General features: G+C 34.7%; 18 protein-coding genes. 11 read left to right on the top strand and 7 right to left on the bottom strand.

Annotated features, from left to right (window positions below):
- Positions 1–54: 54 nt before the first annotated feature.
- From KF816_15665 to KF816_15645, 5 genes are all read left to right on the top strand, one after another.
- The gene (locus KF816_15665; protein ID MBX3009458.1) at positions 55–3,255 is read left to right on the top strand and encodes a hypothetical protein; all 3,201 of its coding nucleotides are present in this window, start codon (positions 55–57) and stop codon (positions 3,253–3,255) included.
- A gap of 43 nt (positions 3,256–3,298) precedes the next feature.
- Entirely contained in the window at positions 3,299–3,937 is a 639-nt protein-coding gene (locus KF816_15660; protein MBX3009457.1) for a response regulator transcription factor, read from the top strand.
- Between the two features lie 168 nt (positions 3,938–4,105).
- Positions 4,106–4,354, top strand: a complete 249-nt coding sequence (locus tag KF816_15655; GenBank protein MBX3009456.1) for a hypothetical protein — start codon at positions 4,106–4,108, stop codon at positions 4,352–4,354.
- A 384-nt stretch (positions 4,355–4,738) separates the two neighbouring features.
- Positions 4,739–6,937: a sodium-translocating pyrophosphatase gene (locus KF816_15650; GenBank protein MBX3009455.1), complete on the top strand. Its 2,199-nt coding sequence runs from the start codon at positions 4,739–4,741 to the stop codon at positions 6,935–6,937.
- Between the two features lie 83 nt (positions 6,938–7,020).
- Positions 7,021–7,734, top strand: a complete 714-nt coding sequence (locus KF816_15645) for a hypothetical protein (GenBank protein MBX3009454.1) — start codon at positions 7,021–7,023, stop codon at positions 7,732–7,734.
- 79 nt (positions 7,735–7,813) lie between these two features.
- On the opposite strand, the gene hslU is transcribed toward KF816_15645, so the two are convergent.
- The 5 genes from hslU to KF816_15620 all read right to left on the bottom strand — a co-directional run bounded on the left by hslU (position 7,814) and on the right by KF816_15620 (position 12,391).
- Positions 7,814–9,178 (bottom strand): ATP-dependent protease ATPase subunit HslU, encoded by a 1,365-nt coding sequence (gene hslU / locus KF816_15640; protein ID MBX3009453.1) that lies wholly within the window; start codon positions 9,176–9,178, stop codon positions 7,814–7,816.
- 2 nt (positions 9,179–9,180) lie between these two features.
- Entirely contained in the window at positions 9,181–9,717 is a 537-nt protein-coding gene (hslV, locus tag KF816_15635; GenBank protein MBX3009452.1) for an ATP-dependent protease subunit HslV, read from the bottom strand.
- A gap of 9 nt (positions 9,718–9,726) precedes the next feature.
- Positions 9,727–10,257, bottom strand: a complete 531-nt coding sequence (locus tag KF816_15630) for a hypothetical protein (GenBank protein ID MBX3009451.1) — start codon at positions 10,255–10,257, stop codon at positions 9,727–9,729.
- Positions 10,258–10,346: 89 nt separating this feature from the next.
- Entirely contained in the window at positions 10,347–11,816 is a 1,470-nt protein-coding gene (gene rpoN / locus KF816_15625) for an RNA polymerase factor sigma-54 (GenBank protein MBX3009450.1), read from the bottom strand.
- A 2-nt stretch (positions 11,817–11,818) separates the two neighbouring features.
- Complete coding sequence (locus tag KF816_15620) at positions 11,819–12,391, bottom strand: DUF3109 family protein (GenBank protein MBX3009449.1); 573 nt, start codon at positions 12,389–12,391, stop codon at positions 11,819–11,821.
- 150 nt (positions 12,392–12,541) lie between these two features.
- Here KF816_15620 and KF816_15615 point away from each other — a divergent pair, with 150 nt between their 5' ends.
- On the top strand, positions 12,542–13,756 hold the full coding sequence (locus tag KF816_15615; GenBank protein ID MBX3009448.1) for an alpha/beta hydrolase: 1,215 nt from the start codon (positions 12,542–12,544) through the stop codon (positions 13,754–13,756).
- A gap of 2 nt (positions 13,757–13,758) precedes the next feature.
- Positions 13,759–14,517 carry an SDR family NAD(P)-dependent oxidoreductase gene (locus tag KF816_15610; protein ID MBX3009447.1) on the top strand — a complete coding sequence of 253 codons (759 nt, stop codon included), beginning with the start codon at positions 13,759–13,761 and terminating at the stop codon, positions 14,515–14,517.
- A 2-nt stretch (positions 14,518–14,519) separates the two neighbouring features.
- Here the strand turns inward: KF816_15610 and KF816_15605 are convergent, their stop codons facing one another.
- Both KF816_15605 and KF816_15600 read right to left on the bottom strand, forming a co-directional pair.
- Entirely contained in the window at positions 14,520–15,908 is a 1,389-nt protein-coding gene (locus tag KF816_15605) for a sigma-54-dependent Fis family transcriptional regulator (protein MBX3009446.1), read from the bottom strand.
- The gene (locus KF816_15600) at positions 15,883–19,407 is read right to left on the bottom strand and encodes a VCBS repeat-containing protein (protein MBX3009445.1); all 3,525 of its coding nucleotides are present in this window, start codon (positions 19,405–19,407) and stop codon (positions 15,883–15,885) included. Before KF816_15600 ends, KF816_15605 begins: the two co-directional genes overlap by 26 nt.
- A gap of 159 nt (positions 19,408–19,566) precedes the next feature.
- On the opposite strand from KF816_15600, the gene KF816_15595 reads away from it, so the two are divergent.
- The 4 genes from KF816_15595 to KF816_15580 are packed head-to-tail and all read left to right on the top strand — an operon-like array spanning position 19,567 to position 22,703.
- Positions 19,567–19,794 carry a zinc ribbon domain-containing protein gene (locus KF816_15595; protein ID MBX3009444.1) on the top strand — a complete coding sequence of 76 codons (228 nt, stop codon included), beginning with the start codon at positions 19,567–19,569 and terminating at the stop codon, positions 19,792–19,794.
- 12 nt (positions 19,795–19,806) lie between these two features.
- A complete protein-coding gene (locus KF816_15590; protein ID MBX3009443.1) occupies positions 19,807–20,283 on the top strand; it encodes a hypothetical protein in 477 nt (158 codons plus the stop codon).
- Positions 20,284–20,292: 9 nt separating this feature from the next.
- Positions 20,293–20,712, top strand: coding sequence for a hypothetical protein (locus tag KF816_15585; protein MBX3009442.1), 420 nt, complete (start codon positions 20,293–20,295; stop codon positions 20,710–20,712).
- Between the two features lie 8 nt (positions 20,713–20,720).
- A complete protein-coding gene (locus KF816_15580; GenBank protein ID MBX3009441.1) occupies positions 20,721–22,703 on the top strand; it encodes a hypothetical protein in 1,983 nt (660 codons plus the stop codon).
- Positions 22,704–22,767: the final 64 nt, after the last annotated feature.

Raw genomic sequence — 22,767 nt, 5'->3', positions numbered from 1 at the left:
GATTTTGTAGATCAAATTAATTAGATTCTTAACCAACATTTCAATTAAATAATAATGAATTCAAGATTCCTCCAATTAATAGTGTTAATGATTTTTTTTGCCGGGCTTCATTATTCTCAAAACTCATTCCGCAAAGATAATCTACAAGTTTTATCTATTGGAGTTCACGATGGATTATCACAAAGCAGCGTTAAATGTATAATTCAAGATAGGAAAGGATACCTCTGGTTTGGTACGGCAAACGGTTTAAATAGATATGATGGCTATAATTTTTTAGTCTTTGCAAATGATCCTCTCGACTCCAGCACCATATCCGATAATGGAATACTTAGTTTGTATGAAGATAGGGTTGGTAATTTGTGGGTGGGTACTTCGGGAGGAGTATTAAATAAATATGATAGAAAGAGGGGAACCTTCACTCGTATTCATTTAAACAGACAGTTAAAAAGTTTATTCGATTTCATAGAAAACTATTATGATTTACCACTTCCCTTTTCCCGCAACAGTGATAATTCTATAACCGCGATTACAGAAGATAAATTAGGGAATTTATGGATTGGTACCTGGGGTAAAGGATTAGTAAAATATAATCCTGATAATGGAGTAATAAAACAGATAAGTATTGATCGGCACAGAAATCCTTCTTCAAATCGTATTCAGTCTATTTTAATTGATAACAATGAAAATATTTGGGTGGGAAGCATTGGGGGAGGTTTATTTAAAGTCGTAGAAAAAAATGATCGCGTCGAAATTCAAAATTATAATCTTGACAATAAATTTGCATCGAAGAATGAAAGTCGAATCATTTCACTCTGTCAGGATTACGAAGGCAATTTGTGGATTGGTACCTATGGTGATGGACTTTATAAGTTAGAAATGAAAGATTTTAATAAAAAACCGAGTGAATTAAAATTTCAAAAGTATATGAAAGGAAGTGGGCGCAATTCACTTCCCGGAAATTTTGTGATGTCAATTTCAAATGATCTTTCAGGCAAATTGTGGATTGGTACATCCGAAGGGGGAATATCATTATTTGATCCAAACACAAATTTGTTTCAGGATGTAGTGGGGGACCCAGTTGAGAAAAACTCTCTTATTAAAAATGATATACTAACAACCTTTGTTGATCATTCAGGAATTGTTTGGATTGGTACAAACCTGGGTAAGGGGATAAACAAAATTGAGCCCAACACATCAAAATTCAATACCATCAATAGAAGCACCGGGTTGAACGATGATATAGTCTGGTCAATTTATGAAGATAAAAATTCAATATTGTGGATTGGCACTTATAAAGGTGGATTAAACCGATTTGATAGAAAAAATAATAAAATCACCTATTTTAAAAATAATCCCGCAGATTCATTGTCATTAAGCGATAATCATATTAGAGCAATTAAAGAAGATAAGAATGGAAATTTGTGGATTGGGACTTATCACGGTGGATTAAACCGACTAAACGTAAAAAGTAATTTCTTTACAAGATTTGTTCATAATAAAAACGATAAAACTTCATTAAGCTCGGATCAAGTTCAAACACTTCTTATAGATTCAAAAGATAATTATTGGGTAGGAACATTCGGCGGGGGATTGTGCCTTTTTAATAGTGACCAAGCGGAAGCATCCGAGATAAAATTTAAGAGATATGTTCATAATCCCAAGAATCCGTCAAGCCTGAGCGATAACAGAGTATATTGTATGCATGAAGATAGAGAGGGAATAATTTGGGTAGGCACTTATGGTGGAGGATTAAATACTTTCGATTATATATCGGGTAAGTTTACGTCATATAAAAATAATCCAGATGATGAAACAAGTATCAGCGATAACAGAATTATGTCAATGCATGAAGATAAAGAGGGATTTCTTTGGATTGCCACCTATGGGGGAGGATTAAATAAGTTTGATAAGAAACTTTCTAAATTCACTAGGTTTCATAAAAAAAATAACCTTCATAGTTCAGTTGTGTATGGAATTTTAGAGGATAATGTAAATCAATTATGGATAAGTACCGATCAAGGGATATATAAATTTAATAAATCCAACCAGCAGTTTACTCAATATGAATTAAATGATGGTGTGCAGAATCTTGAATTTTCCGGTGGAGCTTTTTTTAAGTCGGAGAAGGGAGAGATGTTCTTCGGAGGAATTAATGGACTGAATAATTTTTTCCCCGATAAAATAATTGATAATACAAATGTGCCTTCAATAGTAATTAGTTCAATCTCAATTTTTAATGAAACTATAAAAGGAGAGCCGGATACATTAATACTGAATTATGATCAGAATTTTTTCTCATTTGAATTTGCCTCGCTTGATTATCTTAATCCTCGTGATAATAAATATGCGTACATGCTTCAGGGTGTTGATAAGGAATGGAACTTTGTTGATTCAAGAAGAAGGAGAGCCAACTATACAAATCTTTCTCCGGGAGATTATATTTTTGTAGTAATTGGTTCCAACAACGATGGAATATGGAACTACGAGGGTTCGCTTCTGTACATAAAAATTTTGCCCCCATTTTACAAACGCTGGTGGTTTATCCTTCCACTTGCGTTAATTATTCTCACAATAAGTTATTATATAATCTCTTTGAGGTTCAGAAGTTTGCTAGTAATTGAAAAACTTAAATCGCGGTTGGCTGCGGATTTACACGATAATATAGGTTCGGGATTAACGGAAATTTCTATACTTAGTGAAATTGCTTCCAATCAATTAAAAAATAAACACGAGGGAGCTCTAACAAATTTAAATTCTATCAGCGAGAAAGCAAGAATACTTATTGATAATATGAGCGATATTGTTTGGATAGTAAATCCTAAACGTGATTCTTTTTATCATCTCATCTTAAGGCTGAAAGATTCATATTCGGAATTATTACATGCCACCGGAATTTCATTTAAGTCAGTAAATCTCGAAAATATTGAAGACTTGAAATTACCTCATGATTATAAACAGAACTTGTTTTTAATTTTAAAAGAGGGAATTAATAATGCAATAAAACATAGTTCATGCAGAAAAATAATTTTATCTGCAGAGATACAATCAAATAAACTCTTCATTTCACTTAAGGATGATGGAAATGGAATAGATAATTCGAGATTTGAGTGTGGTAATGGCATTCTGAATATGAAGAGTAGAGCAAAATTGCTGAATGGTGAGCTGAAAATTAATTCTTCAGATCAGGGGACTGAGATAATTTTTGAATGTGATATTAAAAAGTTTAAAAAACCACTATTTCCTAAAAATATATAAAGTATTTTTATAAATTTCTTTAACAAATAATTCTCAGAGAGAAATGATCAAAATAGCCATAATTGAAGATAACACTGTTATTCGTGAAGGTTTATCTGCATTGATTAATGGTACTCCCGAGTACAGCTGTGTTGGCGCATTTTCAGATTGTGAATCATTTCTTGCTAAATTAGAAAAGCTTGACGTAAATGTTGCGTTGATGGATATTGGTTTACCCGGTATGACCGGAATAGAAGGAATAGAGAAGGCTAAACGTAAAAAACCGGAATTAAACATTTTAGTTTTGACTGTATATGAAGATAACAACACAGTGTTTAAAGCGCTTTGCGCTGGAGCGTGTGGTTATCTTGTAAAAAAAACAACCCCCAGCCGATTACTTGAAGCTATTAAAGATGCTAATGAGGGAGGTTCGCCAATGAGTTCCTTAATTGCCCGGCAGGTAATTAATGTATTTCAGCAGAATCAAAATAAAAAAAATGATAATGATGAAGATCAGCTTTCTCAAAGGGAAATTGAAGTTTTAACATCTCTCTCCAATGGAAATAATTATCAAGAAATAGCTGATTCCCTTTTCATTAGTGTTGATACTGTTCGACATCATATTAGAAATATATACCGGAAATTACACGTTCATTCCCAGTCTGAAGCCGTAGCAAAAGCAATAAGAAAAGGAATAATTTAGAAATTTTTCTACCTACCGCATGATTATGTAGGTCAATCCCATTATTTCCCCCCTTTTAAATTAAAACTACATAGATGTGCTGTTTCCACTATTGTATTTTAAGATTATTTAGTAATCGGAAACTAAACGAATACTAACTCGTCTAAAAAAACAATTACGGAGGGAAGTATGGAAAATCTAAATATTAACTCGGGAAATCCGCTTGCCGAATTAATTAGCGATGATATCTATTCGCTGCTTACAAGCAGAGGATTGATCGACGAAAAATCGGTTCGAGATTATATCATCAGGAAGAAATTTAAATCCTTAAGACAAAAAAAAATTAGTGCAAGTGATGCAATAGAAAACCTTCGTTCAGAATATCCTTATCTTCAATTCGACACAATCCGCAAAATAGTTTATCAACCTAAGAATTAATAATTAATTTGAATAGTGCCGGAGTTAAATTATTCTCCGGCATTTTCTCCATCGCGCCATCTTTATCAATAAATTCTAAGCAAATTCTTAATTTTAACTCACTACACAAGATATAAATCAATTAAATTATGACTAAAATTAATAGGATAATTTCATCTCCATTTTGTATTTTGAGCGCCAAGTTTTAACGGTTCGGTACAACTTCAGAATTAGAAAGAATTTGGCAAGATTTTTATTATAAAATAAAGCTACTTTTTTCAATTCTTTTCCAGTTTTCTCACGAAGTTACCAACCTGCATCATTTCTCTACACAAGAAGAATTTCTGAACTATTAGTTCGGGATATAAATTTTACACTAATTTATTAACGTGGAGGAGTAACAATATGACTGACTTATTTTGGGTTGTTCCAATTTCCTCTCTCATCGCGTTATTTTTTGCCTGGTTTTTCTTCAAGCAAATGATGAAAGAGAGTGAAGGAACAGCAAGAATGGCTGAAATCGCATCTTATGTACGCAAAGGAGCCATGGCTTATCTCAGACAGCAGTACAAAGTTGTTGGGATATTCTTTATAATCATTACTGCAATTTTTTCTATTCTGGCTTATGGATTTAATCTGCAAAATGGATGGGTTCCATTTGCGTTTATTACCGGCGGATTTTTCTCCGGATTATCTGGTTTTTTTGGCATGAAAACGGCAACTTACGCTTCAGCACGTACGGCTAATGCCGCAAGAGAATCCTTAAATAAGGGTTTGAGAGTTGCATTTAGAAGTGGTGCTGTAATGGGGTTAGTTGTGGTGGGTTTAGGATTATTAGATATTTCAATTTGGTTTATGGTTTTAAATGCTGTTTATCCTGCCGCAAGTGATGCTCACAATCTTGTGATTATTACTACAACAATGTTAACATTCGGCATGGGTGCATCTACTCAAGCATTATTCGCAAGAGTTGGCGGTGGTATTTTTACTAAAGCCGCTGATGTTGGAGCAGATTTGGTTGGTAAAGTTGAAGCTGGTATTCCTGAAGATGATCCAAGAAATCCAGCTACGATTGCAGATAACGTTGGCGATAATGTGGGTGATGTAGCCGGCATGGGTGCTGATTTATATGAATCATATTGTGGTTCAATATTGGCAACAGCCGCACTTGGCGCTGCTGCTTTTTTAGATACTCCAGCATTACAATTAAGAGCTGTAATTGCACCAATGCTTATAGCGGCTATTGGTATAATACTTTCTATTGTTGGAATTTATGTTGTTCGAACTAAAGAAGACGCTACTCAAAAAGATTTACTTGGCGCGTTATCGAAGGGAATAAATTTCAGCTCAGTGCTCATAGTGATCTTTTCGTTGGTAATCGTTAAGATGTTAGGATTCGAAAATGCGTGGGGAATTTGGGGATCGATTGTAACTGGATTAGTTACAGGTATTGTTATTGGTAAAGCTACAGAATATTATACTTCTCATTCCTACAAACCAACTCAAAAAATTGCCGAAAGTTCTTCTACCGGTCCTGCAACTGTTATCATCTCTGGTTTAGGCGTTGGAATGATTTCTACAGCTATTCCAGTGGGCGCTGTTGTTGTAGGTATCATCCTTGCGTTTTTATTTGCTACAGGCTTTGATCTTGCAAATGTAATTACAAATATGAATATGGGCTTATATGGTATTGGTATAGCCGCAGTTGGTATGCTCTCAACATTAGGAATCACTCTTGCAACAGATGCTTATGGTCCTATTGCTGATAATGCAGGTGGAAATGCTGAAATGGCTGGACTCGGCAAAGAAGTGAGAAAAAGAACAGATGCCCTCGATTCACTTGGAAATACCACTGCAGCAACAGGTAAAGGATTTGCTATTGGCTCAGCGGCATTAACAGCATTGGCTCTTTTAGCTTCTTATGCTGAAGAAATTAAAATTGCTATGCATCATGCCGGACTAACGCTATTAGATGTACATGGTAATGTAATACAAGCTCAGCAAGCAAAATTGATTGATATAATGACTCATTTTAATGTGAATCTTATGAATCCATACGTACTCGTTGGTATTTTCATTGGTTCAATGATGGCATTTGTATTCTGCGGTTTAACAATGAATGCCGTTGGCCGAGCAGCCGGTAAAATGGTTGATGAAGTAAGACGTCAATTCAAAGCTATTCCTGGTATACTTGAAGGTAAATCAACTCCCGATTATGCTAGCTGCGTTGAAATTTCAACTAAAGGTGCTCAAGCAGAAATGCTCGTTCCTTCATTGTTAGCGATTACTGTTCCAATAATTACCGGTATAGTTTTTGGTGTTGCTGGAGTTATGGGATTGTTAGTAGGGGGGCTTGGAGCAGGATTTGTATTAGCTGTATTCATGGCAAACTCTGGTGGTGCCTGGGATAATGCTAAAAAATATATTGAAGAAGGAAATCTTGGTGGTAAAGGTTCAACTGCTCATAAAGCAGCTGTTATTGGTGATACTGTCGGCGATCCTTTTAAAGACACCTCAGGTCCAAGCTTAAATATCCTAATTAAATTAATGAGCATGGTTGCTATTGTTATGTCTGGTTTAACCGTTGCCTTTCATATTTTATAATTAGGCAGGAACCATTTTAAAGCATGGCAATTATAATCTGCCATGCTTTAATTATTTTAAACCAACCAAAATATGAGGTTTTAATGAAATCATTATTCACAATGTTATTTATGTTATTTGCACTCAATCTTAGCATTTATAGTCAAGATGCTAAAGATCATGAAGTTTCGAGCGATGTAAAAGAATTATCAGATTTTCATGAAATCATTTACCAAGTATGGCATACCGGATGGCCCAATAAAGATATCAAATTGCTGGCCTTACTTCTTCCAGATATTGAAACGGGCTTCGACAAAATTAAAAAGGTTGAATTACCTGGCATTTTAAGAGACAAAAAAGAAAAATGGGATGCAGGTTTGGTGAAATTTGAGAAGAGTGTAAATTGGTATAAAAAATCTACCGCAGAAAAAGATTCAATCGGTTTGTTAAATGCCGCAGAAAAACTTCATTCTGATTTTGAAAGTATGGTTAGGATTATCAGACCCCTATTAAAGGAAATCGATGAGTTTCATCAAGTTTTGTATATGTTATATCATTACTACGCACCAGAAAAAAATATGGCAAAGGTGAAACAATCGGCAGTAGATCTGAAAGAAAAAATGGAATTGGTGAAAAAGGCGAAACTTTCAAAAAGAATTGAACAAAGGAAAGAAAAATATGAATTAGCTGTAGCTGAACTAAATACCGCGGTAGAAAAATTTAATGAAGCTGTTAAAGGTGACGAAGTTAAAATAATTGAAGACTCAGTTGATCTAGTGCATACAAAATATCAAGGATTGGAAAAGATATTTGATTAAGTATTAAAAAACGAATGCAGAGTTTGTAAAATTCTTAACAGAAGTTTTATCGACTCTGCATTTTCATAATTAAAAACAACTACAGAATATATTTACTTAAATCTCTGTTTTTCACAATCTTATCAAGCTTGTCATTTACCATTGCACCGGTAATGGTAACATCTTCACTTGGCATTTTATCGGGGACTTCAAAAAGAATATCTTCCAACAGCGTAGTTAAAATAGTATGTAATCTTCTGGCCCCAATATTTTCAACCTGATCATTTACTAATGCCGCGGTTTTCGCAATTTCGGAAATAGCTTCATCATTAAATAATATGTTAACTCCTTCAGTTTCAAGCAGAGCTGAATATTGCTTCAATAGAGCATTTTGAGGAATTGTAAGAATTTTAATAAAATCCTCCTCAGTCAAACTTTTTAGTTCCACTCTAATTGGGAATCTACCCTGCAGTTCGGGGATAAGATCGGATGGTTTTGAAACGTGAAAAGCCCCGGAGGCAATAAATAATACATGGTCAGTTTTTACCGGTCCATATTTTGTATTGACTGTAGAACCCTCCACAATCGGTAGTAAATCACGTTGAACACCCTCACGCGATACATCGGGGCCCTGCTGACTTTTAGCACCGGCAATCTTATCAATTTCGTCTATAAAAATAATTCCGGTTTCTTGAACTCTTTTAACGGCATCACGCTGAACAGCATCCATATCAATTAACTTTTCGGCTTCTTCTTGGGCAATAATTTTCTTTGCTTCACTAATTTTTGATTTTCTTTTTTTCTTTTTCTTTGGGATCATAGAACTCATAATATCCTGAAGATTTGAAGCCATATCATCCATACCTTGGGGACCCAATACTTGCATTCCAAATGCTGGGGAAGTAACATCAAATTCAATTAACCTGTCGTCAAGTTCCCCCGATCTCAACTTTTCTCTAAACCATTCTCTAGTTTTTTCATTCTGATATTCTTCGGAATTTTCATTTTCTTCCTCACCTAAACGACTATTCTTTTTCATTGGAGGAATTAGCTGGTCCAAAATTCTATCTTCTGCAAGTCTCTCGGCTTTTTCTTGGACAGCTTCTGTCTGTTCGGATCTTACCATATTTACACCAATTTCGGTTAAATCGCGAACCATAGATTCAACATCTCGGCCAACATAACCAACTTCGGTATATTTGGAAGCTTCAACTTTTATAAAAGGAGCACCCGAGAGTTTAGCTAATCGACGCGCGATCTCAGTTTTACCCACTCCCGTTGGTCCAATAAGAATTATATTATTCGGCATTATTTCTTCTTTGATACTCTCAACTACTTGCTGGCGTCTCCATCTGTTACGCAATGCAATTGCTACTGCGCGCTTGGCATCATTTTGACCAATAATAAAACGATCCAATTCAGCTACAATTTGTGAAGGTGTTAAATTTTTTAAATTATCAGACATGCTCATTTAGATATTACCTCAACTGAAATATTATTATTAGTATATATACAAATTTCCGCAGCATTTTTGAGAGACTCTATTACAATTTCCTTAGCACTTAATTCAGTATACTTTTTTAACATTTTTGCTGAAGCTAAAGCATACATTCCGCCGCTACCAATAGCAACAATTCCATCTTCCGGTTCTATAACATCACCGGTCCCAGATACAATGTAAGCTTTATCAGCAGATAATATCGCAAGCATTGCTTCAAGTCTGCGCAAATACTTATCGGTACGCCAATCTTTTGCCAATTCCACTACTGCTCGATTTACATTTCCGCTGTAAGCTTCCAGTTTTTCTTCAAATCTCTGTAGCAAAGTAAATGCATCTGCGGTTGAACCAGCGAAACCAGTTATAACTTTACCATTTAGGAGTTTTCTTATTTTTACAGAATTGTGTTTCATTACCGTATTACCTAGAGTTACCTGGCCATCGCCGCCGAGAGCAGCTTCGCCATCTTTTAATACACCTATAATTGTAGTTGATCTAATTTTCATATAAACTTTTTACCTCATAAATAATTTAATTGGGAACATTCTTGGTACTTTTTGTTGATATTCGACGTATTGAACACCAAATATGTTTACAAGTTTCTTTTCTTCATAGATAGAACCAACATAAAAATATATTACTATTAAAATAAACATTACAAAATAAAAGAGGTCCATTGAGGGCCTAAATCCTAAAAACAATATTGAAAAGAAATATATTGGATGCCTGACATATTTGAATGCATACTCAAATTGTAACTTTGGCTTTTCGTCAAGTTCATCGGAGCTATAATTATTTTGCAAATAACGAAGCACCTGTTGTAGTCCTAAAAACTCTTTTAAGTCTATAGGTCTTAGTGACCACCATAATCCGAATAACGAGAGCACTTGAAAAAAAATCATCGCAATATCGAACGGGTAATCTAAATCATAAATAGTAACTGCCGGTTTTGGAGAAATTATATAGAAGAGATAAAATGAAACCAGCGCAAACAAATTGTAGAAGATCCGGTAAAATGCAATTTTGGTTCCAATTCTCTCTTGCATTTTTTTCTTAAAATTTAATGACGCTAACACTGAATGGGGAAGAGAGAACAACACGAACAATAAAATTATTATCAACACATCAACAAATATCATAATTCCTTTCTAAGGCGGGCTACAGGTATCATTAGTTGTTCGCGGTATTTTGCAACTGTTCTTCTGGCAATATTTATTCCCTTTTCCTGAAGTATACTTGCTATTTTATCGTCACTGTAGGGATTATCTTTTGACTCGTTATCGCAGATCTCTTTTATTATTTCTTTGATGTGCTTATTCGAAATCTCATCTCCGCTAGTGGTCGATAGTCCTTCACTGAAAAAATATTTCAACTCATGAATGCCTTGAGGACTTTGCACAAATTTACCATTTACCACCCGACTTATTGTGGAAATGTCCATCAAAACTTCATCGGCAATATCCTTATAAATCATTGGTTTTAAAAAGCGGGGGCCACTCTCAAAAAATTCAAATTGTTTTTCAAGAATAGACTGCATTATTCTCATTAGTGTATTTCTTCTCTGCTGGAGTGAAGCTATAAACCACTTTGCCGATTCAAATTTTTCACGAAGAAATTTGTGGGTTTCCTTCTCTCTCTCCGATATTTTTCTCTTCCTCTTGTTGGAATCGAGAAGTTCAAGATAAGTCCGACTTATAGTAACCGAAGGAACGCTTCTATCATTAAGAGTAACAATATAATTATCTTCATTTTTTTCAATAACAAAATCGGGAGTAATTTGATTCATCTCCTCCGAATCAATATTTCCTTCTCCCGGTTTTGGGTTTAATCTTTGAATTAATTCAAGTGTGGTACGAAGAGTTTCAATGGAAAGGTTTAATGTCTTTTGAATAGAATCATATCTCTTATTAGCAAAATCTTCCCAGCATTCTCTTAATATTTTTTCGGCGAGATAAGAATAATAAGGATCGTACGAAGAATTCTTAATCTGAATTAATAAACACTCTTGCAAATCGCGAGTTGCTATGCCAACCGGTTCAAGCAATTGAATTTTTTTAAGAATTTTCTCGGCATGATCTATAGAAATTTCTATATGTTCAAAAAGCTTAAGCTCATCAACAATTTTCGCAAGATCTTGTTTAAAGTATCCATCTTTATCGAGTCCTCCAATAATATTTTCACCGAGTATGGTTTCCTCTTCACTCAAATTCAGCATATGGAGCTGATCAATCAAGTTTTCCCGCAAAGATTTTCTCTGAGGAGCAAGAGGTTGTAATTTTTCTTCATCATTCGATCGGTTGATACGGTCAAATTCATATTCAGATTCCTGATCATTCATAAAATCTTCAATTTCAAACTCATCTTCCTTGCTGTCATATTTTTCATCTTCATCAGCAGTGGTTTCGGGTGTGTCGTCGTCAGAATCTTGTTCTGTATTCAGTTCAATTTCTTCGTCGAGAGTTTCTTCAAGAATTGGATTAAGCTCTAATTCGGTCTTAATTCTCTGTTCAAGGGCAAGAGTATTCAGCTGAAGCAATTTTTGATATTGAATTTGCTGTGGTGAAAGTTTTTGCTGTAAAGCCAATTTTTGATGAAGAGATAACATAATTAACTTCCAGTTACTTTTTTAGTTTTATTGAACCAATCACTGCCGAATTCTCTTTTAAGTGAATCTTTACAAAATTCGAAAACTGTTGTATTACACTTTTCCCCCTTCGTGATTGCAGGCTGACACTCCTCATATTTTTCGAAACGAAGAACTTCGCCACCGAAATTTGAAACCCGTATTGGGAAAAGGTGACAGGAGATGGGTTTCTGAAAATCGATTTTACCATCGAAAAAAGCTTTTTCAATTGCACACTTTGCGATATCTCCATCATAATAAACAAATACGCATTGTCTATTGTTAATGCTTCGGGTCATCAAATCCCCCTGTCTGTTGATCCAAAACCCATTTTTCTCAATTTCCTTTAAATGCTCTTTTGGGAGATATATCTTTATCGCTTCAAAATATTTATTGATTATATCTACTTCTTCTTCTTTAAGAGGAGCCCCTAATTCACTTTCCATTGTACAGCACGCACCTTTACATTTGCCGAGATCGCATGTAAATTTAGTCTCAAATATTTCGGTGTTAACCGCAATATTATCAACTTCAACTAAGTCTAACTTTTTAAACATAAGTCTCTGGAATAATTTTTGCTAAAAATACAAATTTTTATCTTATCAAAAAAAAGTGCTTAGAATTTGTTGAATAATGTATTGTAGATTTACACAGCGAACCAAAATATTGGGAATGCTGTTATCTAAAGAAAGGAAAATCGAGTGAAAATGAGAAATCTTATTATTGGGTTATTGTTTTCGGTAATTATTATTTCATGTGATAAATCGGATAATCCTGTTGAACCTGTTTCGAAGGAGCAGGGAGCGCTTATAAGTACCTCTTATCTCGGAACTTTCGGTGCTTCACTAATTAAACAACTTGTTAGTAGTTACGATCCTACTGGATTCGGATCCGTAATGTTTACTTATGATGTTGATGTTTTTAAGATTGTTTACAATACAGTTGACACTAAGGGGCAAATCACTATAGCATCCGGTGCGCTGTTTTTACCTACAGGTAAAAATAATTTGTCGATTGCCAGTATTCAGCATGGAACACAAACAAAGAGAACGAGTGTTGCTTCAGTTAATCCGCTAAATGGCGCTGAGGGATTAATTGGGGCGTCTTTAGGTTATTTCGTTGTAATGCCCGATTATTTAGGTTTGGGGGAATCGGTGATGGTTCATCCATATCATCATCAAAAGACTTCGGCGGCAACAGTTATTGATATGATAAGAGCCGGCAGGGCGTATGCATCTTCAAAAAACATTTCCCTTAACGGGCAGGTTTTTTTGCTGGGATACTCTGAGGGAGGATATGTAACAATGGCTGCCCAAAAGGAAATTGAAAAGAAATATTCAAACGAGATAAAACTAGCAGCATCTGCACCTATGGCTGGAGCTTATGATCTGAATTTGACAGCTCAAAAAATAATTGCTCAATCAACTTACAACCAACCTTCATATTTAGCCTACTTTATGGCTGCTTATGATCAGATTTACGGTTGGAATAAATTAGCAGACATTTTTAATTCACCCTATGCAGAAAGAATGAATTCACTTTTTGATGGAACAAAAACCACTACCGAAATTAATGCACAACTTACCTCAAATATTGCTCAACTCTTTAAACAATCATTTAAAGATTCATACTTAAATGGGACGTTCAAGTTATTAACAGACGCGTTTAACGAAAACAGTCTGCTAAATTTTAAACCGGTAACACCAACAAAATTATTTCATGGGGATGCCGATGAATATGTACCATACGAAAATTCCGAAAGAGCAAGAGATTATTTTGTTTCGCAGGGAGTAAATGTTGAATTGATAACCGTAAAAGGGGGCACGCATCTTTCTTCAGCCGTACCAAGTGTAATTGCGGCTATTCAATGGTTCGAAAGTTTGCGGTTAAAAAAAGAATATAAATTAGCGGGTAATTGGTAATTATGGACTTCAAAGGTAAAACAATATTAATCACTGGGGCATCATCCGGTATCGGTAATGCTCTCGCAAAAATTCTAATTGATGAAGAATGCAACTTGATTTTGACTGCACGCCGCATTGAACTGATGGAGAAAGATTTCGGTCATTTAAATAGAGAAAGAATACTAATACTAAAATGTGATGTAAGTAAAAAAGGGGATGTTCGTTATGCCTATCTAGAATCAATAAATAAATTTGGTAAGATTGATATAGCAATATTGAATGCGGGGTATGGACAACCGGTGACTGTTAATAATTACAATTCCGATTTTGCCGAAAATACATTTGGAGCTAATGTATTTGGATTAATCCATTGGGTTGAGCAGCTTCTCCCTGCATTTATAAAAAACAGAAATGGAATTATTGCCGGCATTTCTTCTTTAGCAGATAACCGTGGATTTTCGGGCAGTGGATTTTATTGCGCGAGTAAAGCCGCAGCCACAATTTATCTCGAAGGATTGCGCGTTGAGTTAAAGCCCTACAACATAAAAGTAATTACTATTAAACCAGGGTTTGTTAAAACACCAATGACCGATAAAAATGAATTTAAAATGCCTTTGTTAATGAGTGCAGAGCAAGCCGCTTTAATAATTATTGAGGGAATAAAAAAAGAGAAACGGATTATTCAATTTCCTTGGCCGACTGTATGGCTTACAAGATTTGTCGGATTATTACCCGGGTCAGTTTATGAATTTTTAGCAGTCCGTTTTGGAAAAAAATAGAATTATTCTGTCTCTGTTTGATGAGGGAAACATTTTCGTATCATCTTATGAAGACTGATTCTACTAATTCCAATATGTTCAGCCGCCTTTGTAATATTGCCATCAAATTTTTTCAATAAATTCTCAACAAAAACTTTTTCAACTTTTCTTGAAGCTTCTTCCACAGCCTCCTTTCTCAGTAAGTCCATTTCTTCCCAAGTATTGGGGACTATTATGTTTGTTTGAGGTTGGGGTGACTCAATTCTTAAAATGGCACTGTTAATTTCTTTTCCGTTTGAAAGAAGCGCGGAATGTATAACTACATTTTTTAATTCTCTAACATTGCCGGGCCAATCATAATTTGTCATTTTGGTCAGTGCTTCCTCTGAAAACATAAGGTCTTTTTTCTTTAATTCAATCTCAGCCAGTCGTAGGAAATATTCTGCTAAAATTGGAATGTCCTCACGCCTCTCTTTCAAAAGAGGTACGTTGATCGGAAGTACATCAAGTCTGTAAAACAAATCTTCTCTGAAATTTTTTCTTAAGACTTCATTTTTTAAATTTTTATTTGAAGCAGCAATTATTCGCGTATTAGTTTTTATGCTTGCAAACCCACCCACTCGGTCAAATTCCTTTTCCTGCAAAACGCGTAAAATTTTAACTTGTGAATCGGGATCAAGTTCAGAGATTTCATCTAGAAATATTGTGCCCTCTGACGCTATTTCAAATTTGCCTAACTTTTTAGAAACCGCACCGGTAAATGCGCCTTTTTCATGACCAAACAATTCACTCTCAATTAAGTTTTTTGGAATGGCTGAACAATTTATAGCAACAAAAGGCTTGTTTTTTCTGTTGCCTAAAAAATGAATTTGCCGTGCCACCAACTCTTTACCAACACCACTATCACCAGTAATTAATACAGTGTGATTATTTTGAGAGTACAAATAAATTTGCTCTTTTAATTTTTTTATTGCTTCACTTTCTCCAATGATTTTTTGATAAGGGAGGTTAATCGATTCTTCTAAATATTTAGAATGAATATTTCTCAACTTCATTTTTAATGAACGCTCAACAAGAGCTTTCAATTTATCGAGATTTGGGGTTTTTGTGATATAGTCCAGTGCCCCCAATTTAATTGCATCAACAGCCGTACTGGTCGAAGCATAGTCTGTTATCATAATTACCGGAAGATTCTCATCTTCAGCCATTATTTTTCTTAGAAAATCTAGCCCGCTTGTTCCATCATTAAGCATTAAATCAAGCAGCACCACATCAGGAGACTTTTCATGGAACATATTGAGTCCATCGTAACTGTTATTGCTAGTGATGCAAAAAAAATCATTTTCCATCAAGAGGATAAAATCAGATGCGAAGTTTTTATCATCATCAACTAGCAGAAGTGTTGGCTTCATTTTTAATCCCTTCATTTAATTCAATATTAATAGTAGTTTTAAAATGAGCTTTGCTTTCAGAGACATATATACGTCCACCATATTTGTTCAATATTTCGCGAGACTGGAATAAGCCAATACCAGAACTGGAATTCTGCGTAAAACCACTTTCAAATATTTTATCCCATAATTCTTTAGAAATTCCCTTGCCATTATCTGAAATAGCAATTCGAATTTTGGGTGTAATTTTTTCCAGCTCTATCTCAATCTTACCCTGGTCTAATTCTATTGCCCGAATTGAATTTTGAATACAGTTTCCAATTACTTCGGCTAATTCGAAACCCGATGCAAGTACCCATATTTCTTCGGAATAATTTTTTGTTTTTGTGATTGTGATATTACTCTCTTCATTATCAATTAATAAAGGATTTACAATTGAGTTAATTACCTCCTCAGGTAAAACAGAATATTCTTTAACTATTTTATTCCTAATGGAAATAATGATTTTTTTTATCAGATAAAATCTTTTTAAAATCGAGTTCCTATTCCGAAATAATGAATGGGGCGATAAATCAATCTCAGTAGACAATTCAACTTCGGAATCATCCAATTCATTAAGCTCATCTTTATCATAGAAAGGAGGAATTAATTTGGCCGTTTCAATCATCCGTTGAAAATTCTTATTTGCTAATGAATTAAAAGAATTCATACGATTGATTAACTGGTCATATATTTTATGATTTTCACTCAAAGGCATGGGAAGATTTTCAAAGAGTAATATTAATCCATTTAAGTTGGTTAATGCCCATTCACCGTGAAAAAAAGCTATACTATATTTTAGAAGATTATTCTTATGCTGGTCAATCTCTTTAGGAGTGAGAGGTTTCTCTCTCTGAAGAAATGAAATATAGAGGGGAATTGCTGTACCAATAAACATTACCGATGCAGGTAATCCATATTTAATAATCATATTTGTTTGAAGTGAAGTAATTGTTGTTATTATCCAAAATGCGGATATATTAGTTACAGATAAAATTACTACCGATTTAGTGTCCCATCCGTAAACCTTGTACCCATATTTCAATCCAAAAAGAAAAATCCCGAAGGAGATAGTAATTAGTACCATATAGATTTGAATCTCGGTAGTCGAGAAAAACCGAAAAAGAGTACCAGGTAAGTTAATTATGGTAGCATATATATTGTTTTCTTCCTTCACCTTAATTGTTTGTCCGGGGGTCAAATTCTGAACATAAACCGTTTTACCTCCATAAAATTTTACCTTCACATCATAACGGCTTGAATCTTGAATCCCAAAATGCGAAATAATACTACTGAAATAATTTTTGGAGCTTTGAATGTTTCCCGTTTGGCGGAAACCAACCAGGGCATTTGCGCTAAAATTTCCTCCGCTCTTAAATAGATATATCAGTGAACCTCTGGCGTCATATGAAGCGTGTGTACCGGTGAGCTGAACCTTTAAATAATTACTATCATCGAGGTTGTTGATCAAAAGACGAAAATTGGAATTATCATATCCGAGTATATCTAAATCGCCATCGATATCAATATCTGCCAGCACAACATTATTAAGTAAATAATTATCGAGCATAAGGTCTGCTCTGTTTTCTTTAAATTGTTCTCCCTTCTCGTTTAATAAAACTAAATTGTGAAGCGTGCTATTCGATTTAATCACTATTATAATATCTTGAAAACCATCATTGTTTAAATCACCAATAGCGATATCGGCAGAATTGATCATCAGATAATTATCCAATAATTGATCTAACTTTATTCTTCGACTGACATTGGTAAAAAAAGCCTTCCCATTGTTCTCCAACAACTGAATTACAGGAGAATCAGAAATAACTAGAATATCTAAATCTCCATCATTATCGTAATCGAAAACTGAAGCTGAGTGGGAAATAGTTTTTGTTTGTTCGTTAAAATAGGTATCAGTCCTATTTACGAAGTTATCATTCATTTTTATGAATAATTTGTTCTTTCCCCATTTGTTTACAACGTATAAATCATTCTTCCCATCGTTATTGAAATCCGCAAAAATAGCTTGTTTGTTCCACCCATTAAATTCCTTTTGTTGACTGGTTTTAAGAAGAGAATATCTTCCCCAAAGAGAATTTTCGAAAAATAATAATGTCCCGGTCTCTGATCCTCTACCTAAATAAAAAACCACAGCTAAATCGAGATCTCCATCACTATCCAAGTCGGCTAATGATAAATTCTCCACAGCTCTTTCGTTTATGAAAGAAGGAAGCTCTAATCTACCACCATAGTCAAAATCAAGACCGTTTCCATAAAACATCTCTAAATAACTCTTCCCATTTTTGAATTGCGCCGTAACCAGATCCGGAAATCCGTCACCATTAATCTCCCCAATAACATGTGTGAACCAGCTTTGTTTATTAATAAGTGTATCAAATGAAAGTCTGTTTTGAGAAAAAATATTAGTTGTTGAATTTAGATAAGCTGATGCGGGAGAGTTACCGAACATGAAAAAAATGTCTTCAAGCCCGTCCCGATTAATATCCGCAACACTAATAGCTTCCGGCTTACTAAGAAAGAAGGGATTTATATTAAAATGATGTGTCTGGTCGGTAAAATAATTACCTTGTGACCCACTCCCGATGTAAATTTTTGAGCTAGTTGAAGTCATAATTAGTTTATTTTCACCTAAACTGTATAGAGAAAGAGGGTTGTAACTTTTTGGAATATCTACTTGCTGTCTATAATCCGGGGGCACAGAAAGTTTAACAACACCAGGACCATTTTGAGTAAGTATTTGTTGAGGTTTATCTATTATTCCATTATTGTCATGGTAGAATTTATTACCATTCAATCTTAAAACTATTCCATGGGTAGTTTGTGCGTAAAATTTATCCCCGTTATAATAAAATTTAGTTAGCTCATGAACATCGGATTCTTCACACTCATATTTTGTAAAGCTCTTTCCATCAAAAAAAAATATTCCATCGCTTTTTGTGCCGAGCCAGTATCTATTTCCTCCGGCAGAATAAAAAACATCAATATGACTCTTAATCGGATTTTTAATAATCTTGAATGTAGAACCATCATATTTCACAAGACTCCCAAATGCACCTGCCGCATAAATGTTTGCAGAGTCAACAATTGAGAAAAAATTAAAAGGATTTGTGTGAATTAATGGATGTTTCGTAAGTCTATCATTTTGTAAAGTGAAGAAATGTGCATACCATTTTTGATCCATTGCTATTATTAACACACTATTCTTCGAATGATAAGTTGTTATATAATATATGTAATCATCTTTATGGGGGATAGAAATCTTTTTCCAATTTCCAGAATTGAATTGATAAAAATTACCTCGATCATCAAAGAGTAGATATTCGTTAGCTGAACTACTTCCAATAATTTTTAATGGTAATTCAGAGGGAGACTTAATTTCTGTCCACTTGTATTTTGTTGTTTGCGCTTGAAGAATGCACAAACTTAAAATCAAGATTAATGTAGTGGCTGACTTAAACATACCTCAAAATAGAATAAATATTAAATAATAGCATGTGAAAACTAATGGGGCTACAGTGTTGCCCTTGGCAACTACTATTCTTCAAAAAATCTGCATTTTTCGGCAAATAGGCGACTTTAATTCTGGTATGATATTGGACTAATAGAGTATAATGATATTATGGGATTAGTAATCTTGATTAACGAATACAAAATATGTCCCCACTGCAGTTACTTTAGCCATATATCTGAACAAGATAAATATTGTAGTTTGTGCGGAAGCGAGCTGCTTGTAAAATGCACTGATTGTGGTCATCCCTATGATAACCCCTACGCAAAGTATTGTAAACATTGTGGGCGATTGATCAAAAATGTGCATGATAAAGAAAATCAAAAAATTCACTTTTAAGGAGAAATAAAAATGAAGAAGTGCATTGGCGCTGTTCTATGTTTAATTCTTTTTGTGGCTTCATCATGCAATAAAGATGATGCAACTGGACCAGAAGATGGAATCAAAAAATTGACAGTTACACATTGGGGAGTGGATTGGTCGGAGGGAAAAGTCGGTACACAAGGGAATGAAGTTGAATGGGAAAAATCGGATGGTGAAACAATAAGCTGGTGTGCTTATGGATCGTCTCAAAGTTCAGGAAATGGCGTTTGGTTTCGCCCATACGTAGATAAATTAAAAAAATTATCCACCTCCGACTTATCGGCTGCAAGTCTGGCGGATACGACAAATTGGTTAACGGATGTATGTTCACAACCTCTTCAAAATGGTCAAATATGGATGGCAAAATGCCGCGACGGTTATGTTGTTTTTAGAGTTGCTAAACAGCCCGATATAAATGCTCAATTTTGGCCTGTTGAGGTTGAGTACAGATACTTCAAAAAGTAGGAGATTATTATGAAGCTTATAGGATATTTTTTACTTGGGATTGCGCTCGCACTTATGGTGGATGGTGTAACTTCATGTAAAAAAAGTGAGAACAATCCTGTGGAACCCGAACCATTAAAACCGCCAATCGAAAATGAAGTAATTAAAGATTTGGAAGATGATTCTCAAAAAGCCGAATTAGCTTTTAAGAGCGGTAATACAGCAGAAGTTAAAAAAGTAATAAGCGAAACTGCCGCAAAAATTTATGGAGCTGAGCTGGAAAACGTTAAACCCAAATTCAATGCATTTGCCGACGCATTAAAAAATAAAAAGCTTATCGCCTATAGTGAACTGTATGCTGAATATGAAATTACAGTCGATGGCAAAAACTATTTTATTGCTTTCGGAAGGCAAAATGAGAATGGGGATTGGAAACTGGTAAGGTTTTGAGGTGAAAAATGAAAAAAGTGATTTCAGCGGCAATAGGATTTGCGACATACTTTTTATTAATTCTAATTGTTAGCGGTTATGAAAATACAAAGATGCACACAAGCATTAACGAGGCGGTTGTTGATTGGTTTTGGTATAGATCACCAACAAATTATTTACCTAATAATACTCTGATAAAATTTGGTGATTTAACTGTTGAGGGGAATAAAGTAGTACAAGGAGGAAAGTTTGTTGTTAATGAATCACTAACAAATATGACTCCGAAAGAGTGGATAATCCATGGTGGATTTTCAGCCGACGAACCACAGGTTCCAGCGTCTCTTCGCCATTTTTATGATCCGGTTAGAATCGACGGTGTTTCATATTTAACTGACCTTGTTGAAAATTACGCAATAACTTATAATCAACCTCTACCTAAAATGGATGCAAAAGAATGGGCGTTGACAGCTGTTGATAATCCTTATAATTGGAAATATGCTAAAGAGTATTTGAGTAACGCCTTTTATAATGATACTAAAAGAAGCCAATACTTAGGCGATGCATACAGGGCTTTAGGGGAAACAATGCATCTGTTTGCGGATATGGGATGCCCTCCACATGTAAGAAATGATGCTCATCCAGCTTTTGCGAATGGGTATGTTGGTGATCCTGATCCCTATGAAGAATTGATAAAATCAGCTCAAGTTTTGGACTATGGTACTTCAAATATTCAACCTGATCAGGTAAGTGCGGCGGCTTTCAAAAATGCGAGAACTGCTGATGCAATTTTCGAAACAATGGCATTATTTACAAATAAAAATTTCTTTACTCTCGATACACAATATGGTACAGGAATCACTCCAACAATAAACGACCGAATGCCTTATACTTCCCCCGCGGTTGGATCCGATGTGCTTCTTAACTCGAGCGACAGTTATTACTACAAAACAATCAATGGTAAACAAATTAAAATGCTTGGAAAGAGAAGCTTTTTTGGATGGGGCAATCATACTATTGATTTGGCGTGTGTTAAATCGCAGGCAAGCGTACTTATCCCCACAATTGTTGAGGGAGGTGCCAATTTAATAAAACTGTTTATTCCTGTAATGTCTGTTACTATTTCTGATGCAAAAGACGATGGCAGTTTGTCGGGATTAATTAAGCATACACTAAATTCGGAATACACTAAAGAAATTAAGTATAATGGAAAAATAAAAATATATAAAGGAAGTGCTATAATTGGTGAAGCTACATGTGTAAATAATGTTGTCAGCGGAACTGGATTGAGTATAAAGAAAGATGAGAAGATTTATGCTCAACTAGAAATTGGAGGAATTTTCTACAAATCGGATGACTTCACAGTTAAAGCTAGTTCTTCAGGAGGTGATAATTCTGAATGCATGAACACCATTAAGTCAAGAAAATTTATTAGTGCTAATTTGGATATTGAAGGCGTCGGAAAGGATGGCTCGGCAATTTGGTTAACAATATATATCCCAAAATCTTCCAACATTCATGAATCACTTAAATCGACCGATATCGAACAAATTAAATGGAATGGAAATACGTTTAAGCAGGAACAAACAATTATTCGGACACACAATAATCCGTCAGCACAACTTTATACAACAACTTCGGATACAATTCACTATAAAGTAGAGGGAACTATTTCAGCTGATGTAACAAACATTCAGAACGCAACGGTAACATGGACTCAAAGGTCGTCGGGCTATTCAACTGATAAACAATTTTTAATGAGAGATACCTATGAATTTAGTTATAAAATCACAAATCTTAGCTCAAATACATACTGCGGCGGATTTAATTTGTCCGATGATAATCAAATAAAATCAACCGTGTCGGATTTGAAATATCTTGAATCTCGAATTACATATTTTAAGAATGCTTCAACAGGAAAGTATGAGATGCCAAATGTGATAACTAATAAACAGTTGGATAAAGTAACAAAGTGGAAAAAATTAAATGTTTCATACATGAATTCACCATTTTAACAAAGTATTCTAGAGGTCAAAAATATAGTATAGATTTGAGGGTACAAAGCCTGACTTCTATTCT

Source organism: Melioribacteraceae bacterium, assembly GCA_019638015.1.
Lineage (GTDB): Bacteria > Bacteroidota > Ignavibacteria > Ignavibacteriales > Melioribacteraceae > JAHBUP01.
This window is presented reverse-complemented; position numbering and strand designations above follow the sequence as displayed.

What these genes read in the sequence shown, in the direction of transcription:
- KF816_15620 (MBX3009449.1), bottom strand. Translation starts at nt 12,391, where the DNA reads ATGTTTAAAAAGTTAGACTTAGTTGAAGTTGATAATATTGCGGTTAAC.
- KF816_15650 (MBX3009455.1), top strand. Translation starts at nt 4,739, where the DNA reads ATGACTGACTTATTTTGGGTTGTTCCAATTTCCTCTCTCATCGCGTTA.
- KF816_15645 (MBX3009454.1), top strand. Translation starts at nt 7,021, where the DNA reads ATGAAATCATTATTCACAATGTTATTTATGTTATTTGCACTCAATCTT.
- KF816_15605 (MBX3009446.1), bottom strand. Translation starts at nt 15,908, where the DNA reads ATGAAGCCAACACTTCTGCTAGTTGATGATGATAAAAACTTCGCATCT.
- KF816_15665 (MBX3009458.1), top strand. Translation starts at nt 55, where the DNA reads ATGAATTCAAGATTCCTCCAATTAATAGTGTTAATGATTTTTTTTGCC.
- KF816_15580 (MBX3009441.1), top strand. Translation starts at nt 20,721, where the DNA reads ATGAAAAAAGTGATTTCAGCGGCAATAGGATTTGCGACATACTTTTTA.
- KF816_15590 (MBX3009443.1), top strand. Translation starts at nt 19,807, where the DNA reads ATGAAGAAGTGCATTGGCGCTGTTCTATGTTTAATTCTTTTTGTGGCT.
- KF816_15595 (MBX3009444.1), top strand. Translation starts at nt 19,567, where the DNA reads ATGGGATTAGTAATCTTGATTAACGAATACAAAATATGTCCCCACTGC.
- KF816_15660 (MBX3009457.1), top strand. Translation starts at nt 3,299, where the DNA reads ATGATCAAAATAGCCATAATTGAAGATAACACTGTTATTCGTGAAGGT.
- KF816_15585 (MBX3009442.1), top strand. Translation starts at nt 20,293, where the DNA reads ATGAAGCTTATAGGATATTTTTTACTTGGGATTGCGCTCGCACTTATG.
- KF816_15655 (MBX3009456.1), top strand. Translation starts at nt 4,106, where the DNA reads ATGGAAAATCTAAATATTAACTCGGGAAATCCGCTTGCCGAATTAATT.
- hslU (MBX3009453.1), bottom strand. Translation starts at nt 9,178, where the DNA reads ATGTCTGATAATTTAAAAAATTTAACACCTTCACAAATTGTAGCTGAA.
- KF816_15615 (MBX3009448.1), top strand. Translation starts at nt 12,542, where the DNA reads ATGAGAAATCTTATTATTGGGTTATTGTTTTCGGTAATTATTATTTCA.
- rpoN (MBX3009450.1), bottom strand. Translation starts at nt 11,816, where the DNA reads ATGTTATCTCTTCATCAAAAATTGGCTTTACAGCAAAAACTTTCACCA.
- KF816_15630 (MBX3009451.1), bottom strand. Translation starts at nt 10,257, where the DNA reads ATGCAAGAGAGAATTGGAACCAAAATTGCATTTTACCGGATCTTCTAC.
- hslV (MBX3009452.1), bottom strand. Translation starts at nt 9,717, where the DNA reads ATGAAAATTAGATCAACTACAATTATAGGTGTATTAAAAGATGGCGAA.
- KF816_15610 (MBX3009447.1), top strand. Translation starts at nt 13,759, where the DNA reads ATGGACTTCAAAGGTAAAACAATATTAATCACTGGGGCATCATCCGGT.
- KF816_15600 (MBX3009445.1), bottom strand. Translation starts at nt 19,407, where the DNA reads ATGTTTAAGTCAGCCACTACATTAATCTTGATTTTAAGTTTGTGCATT.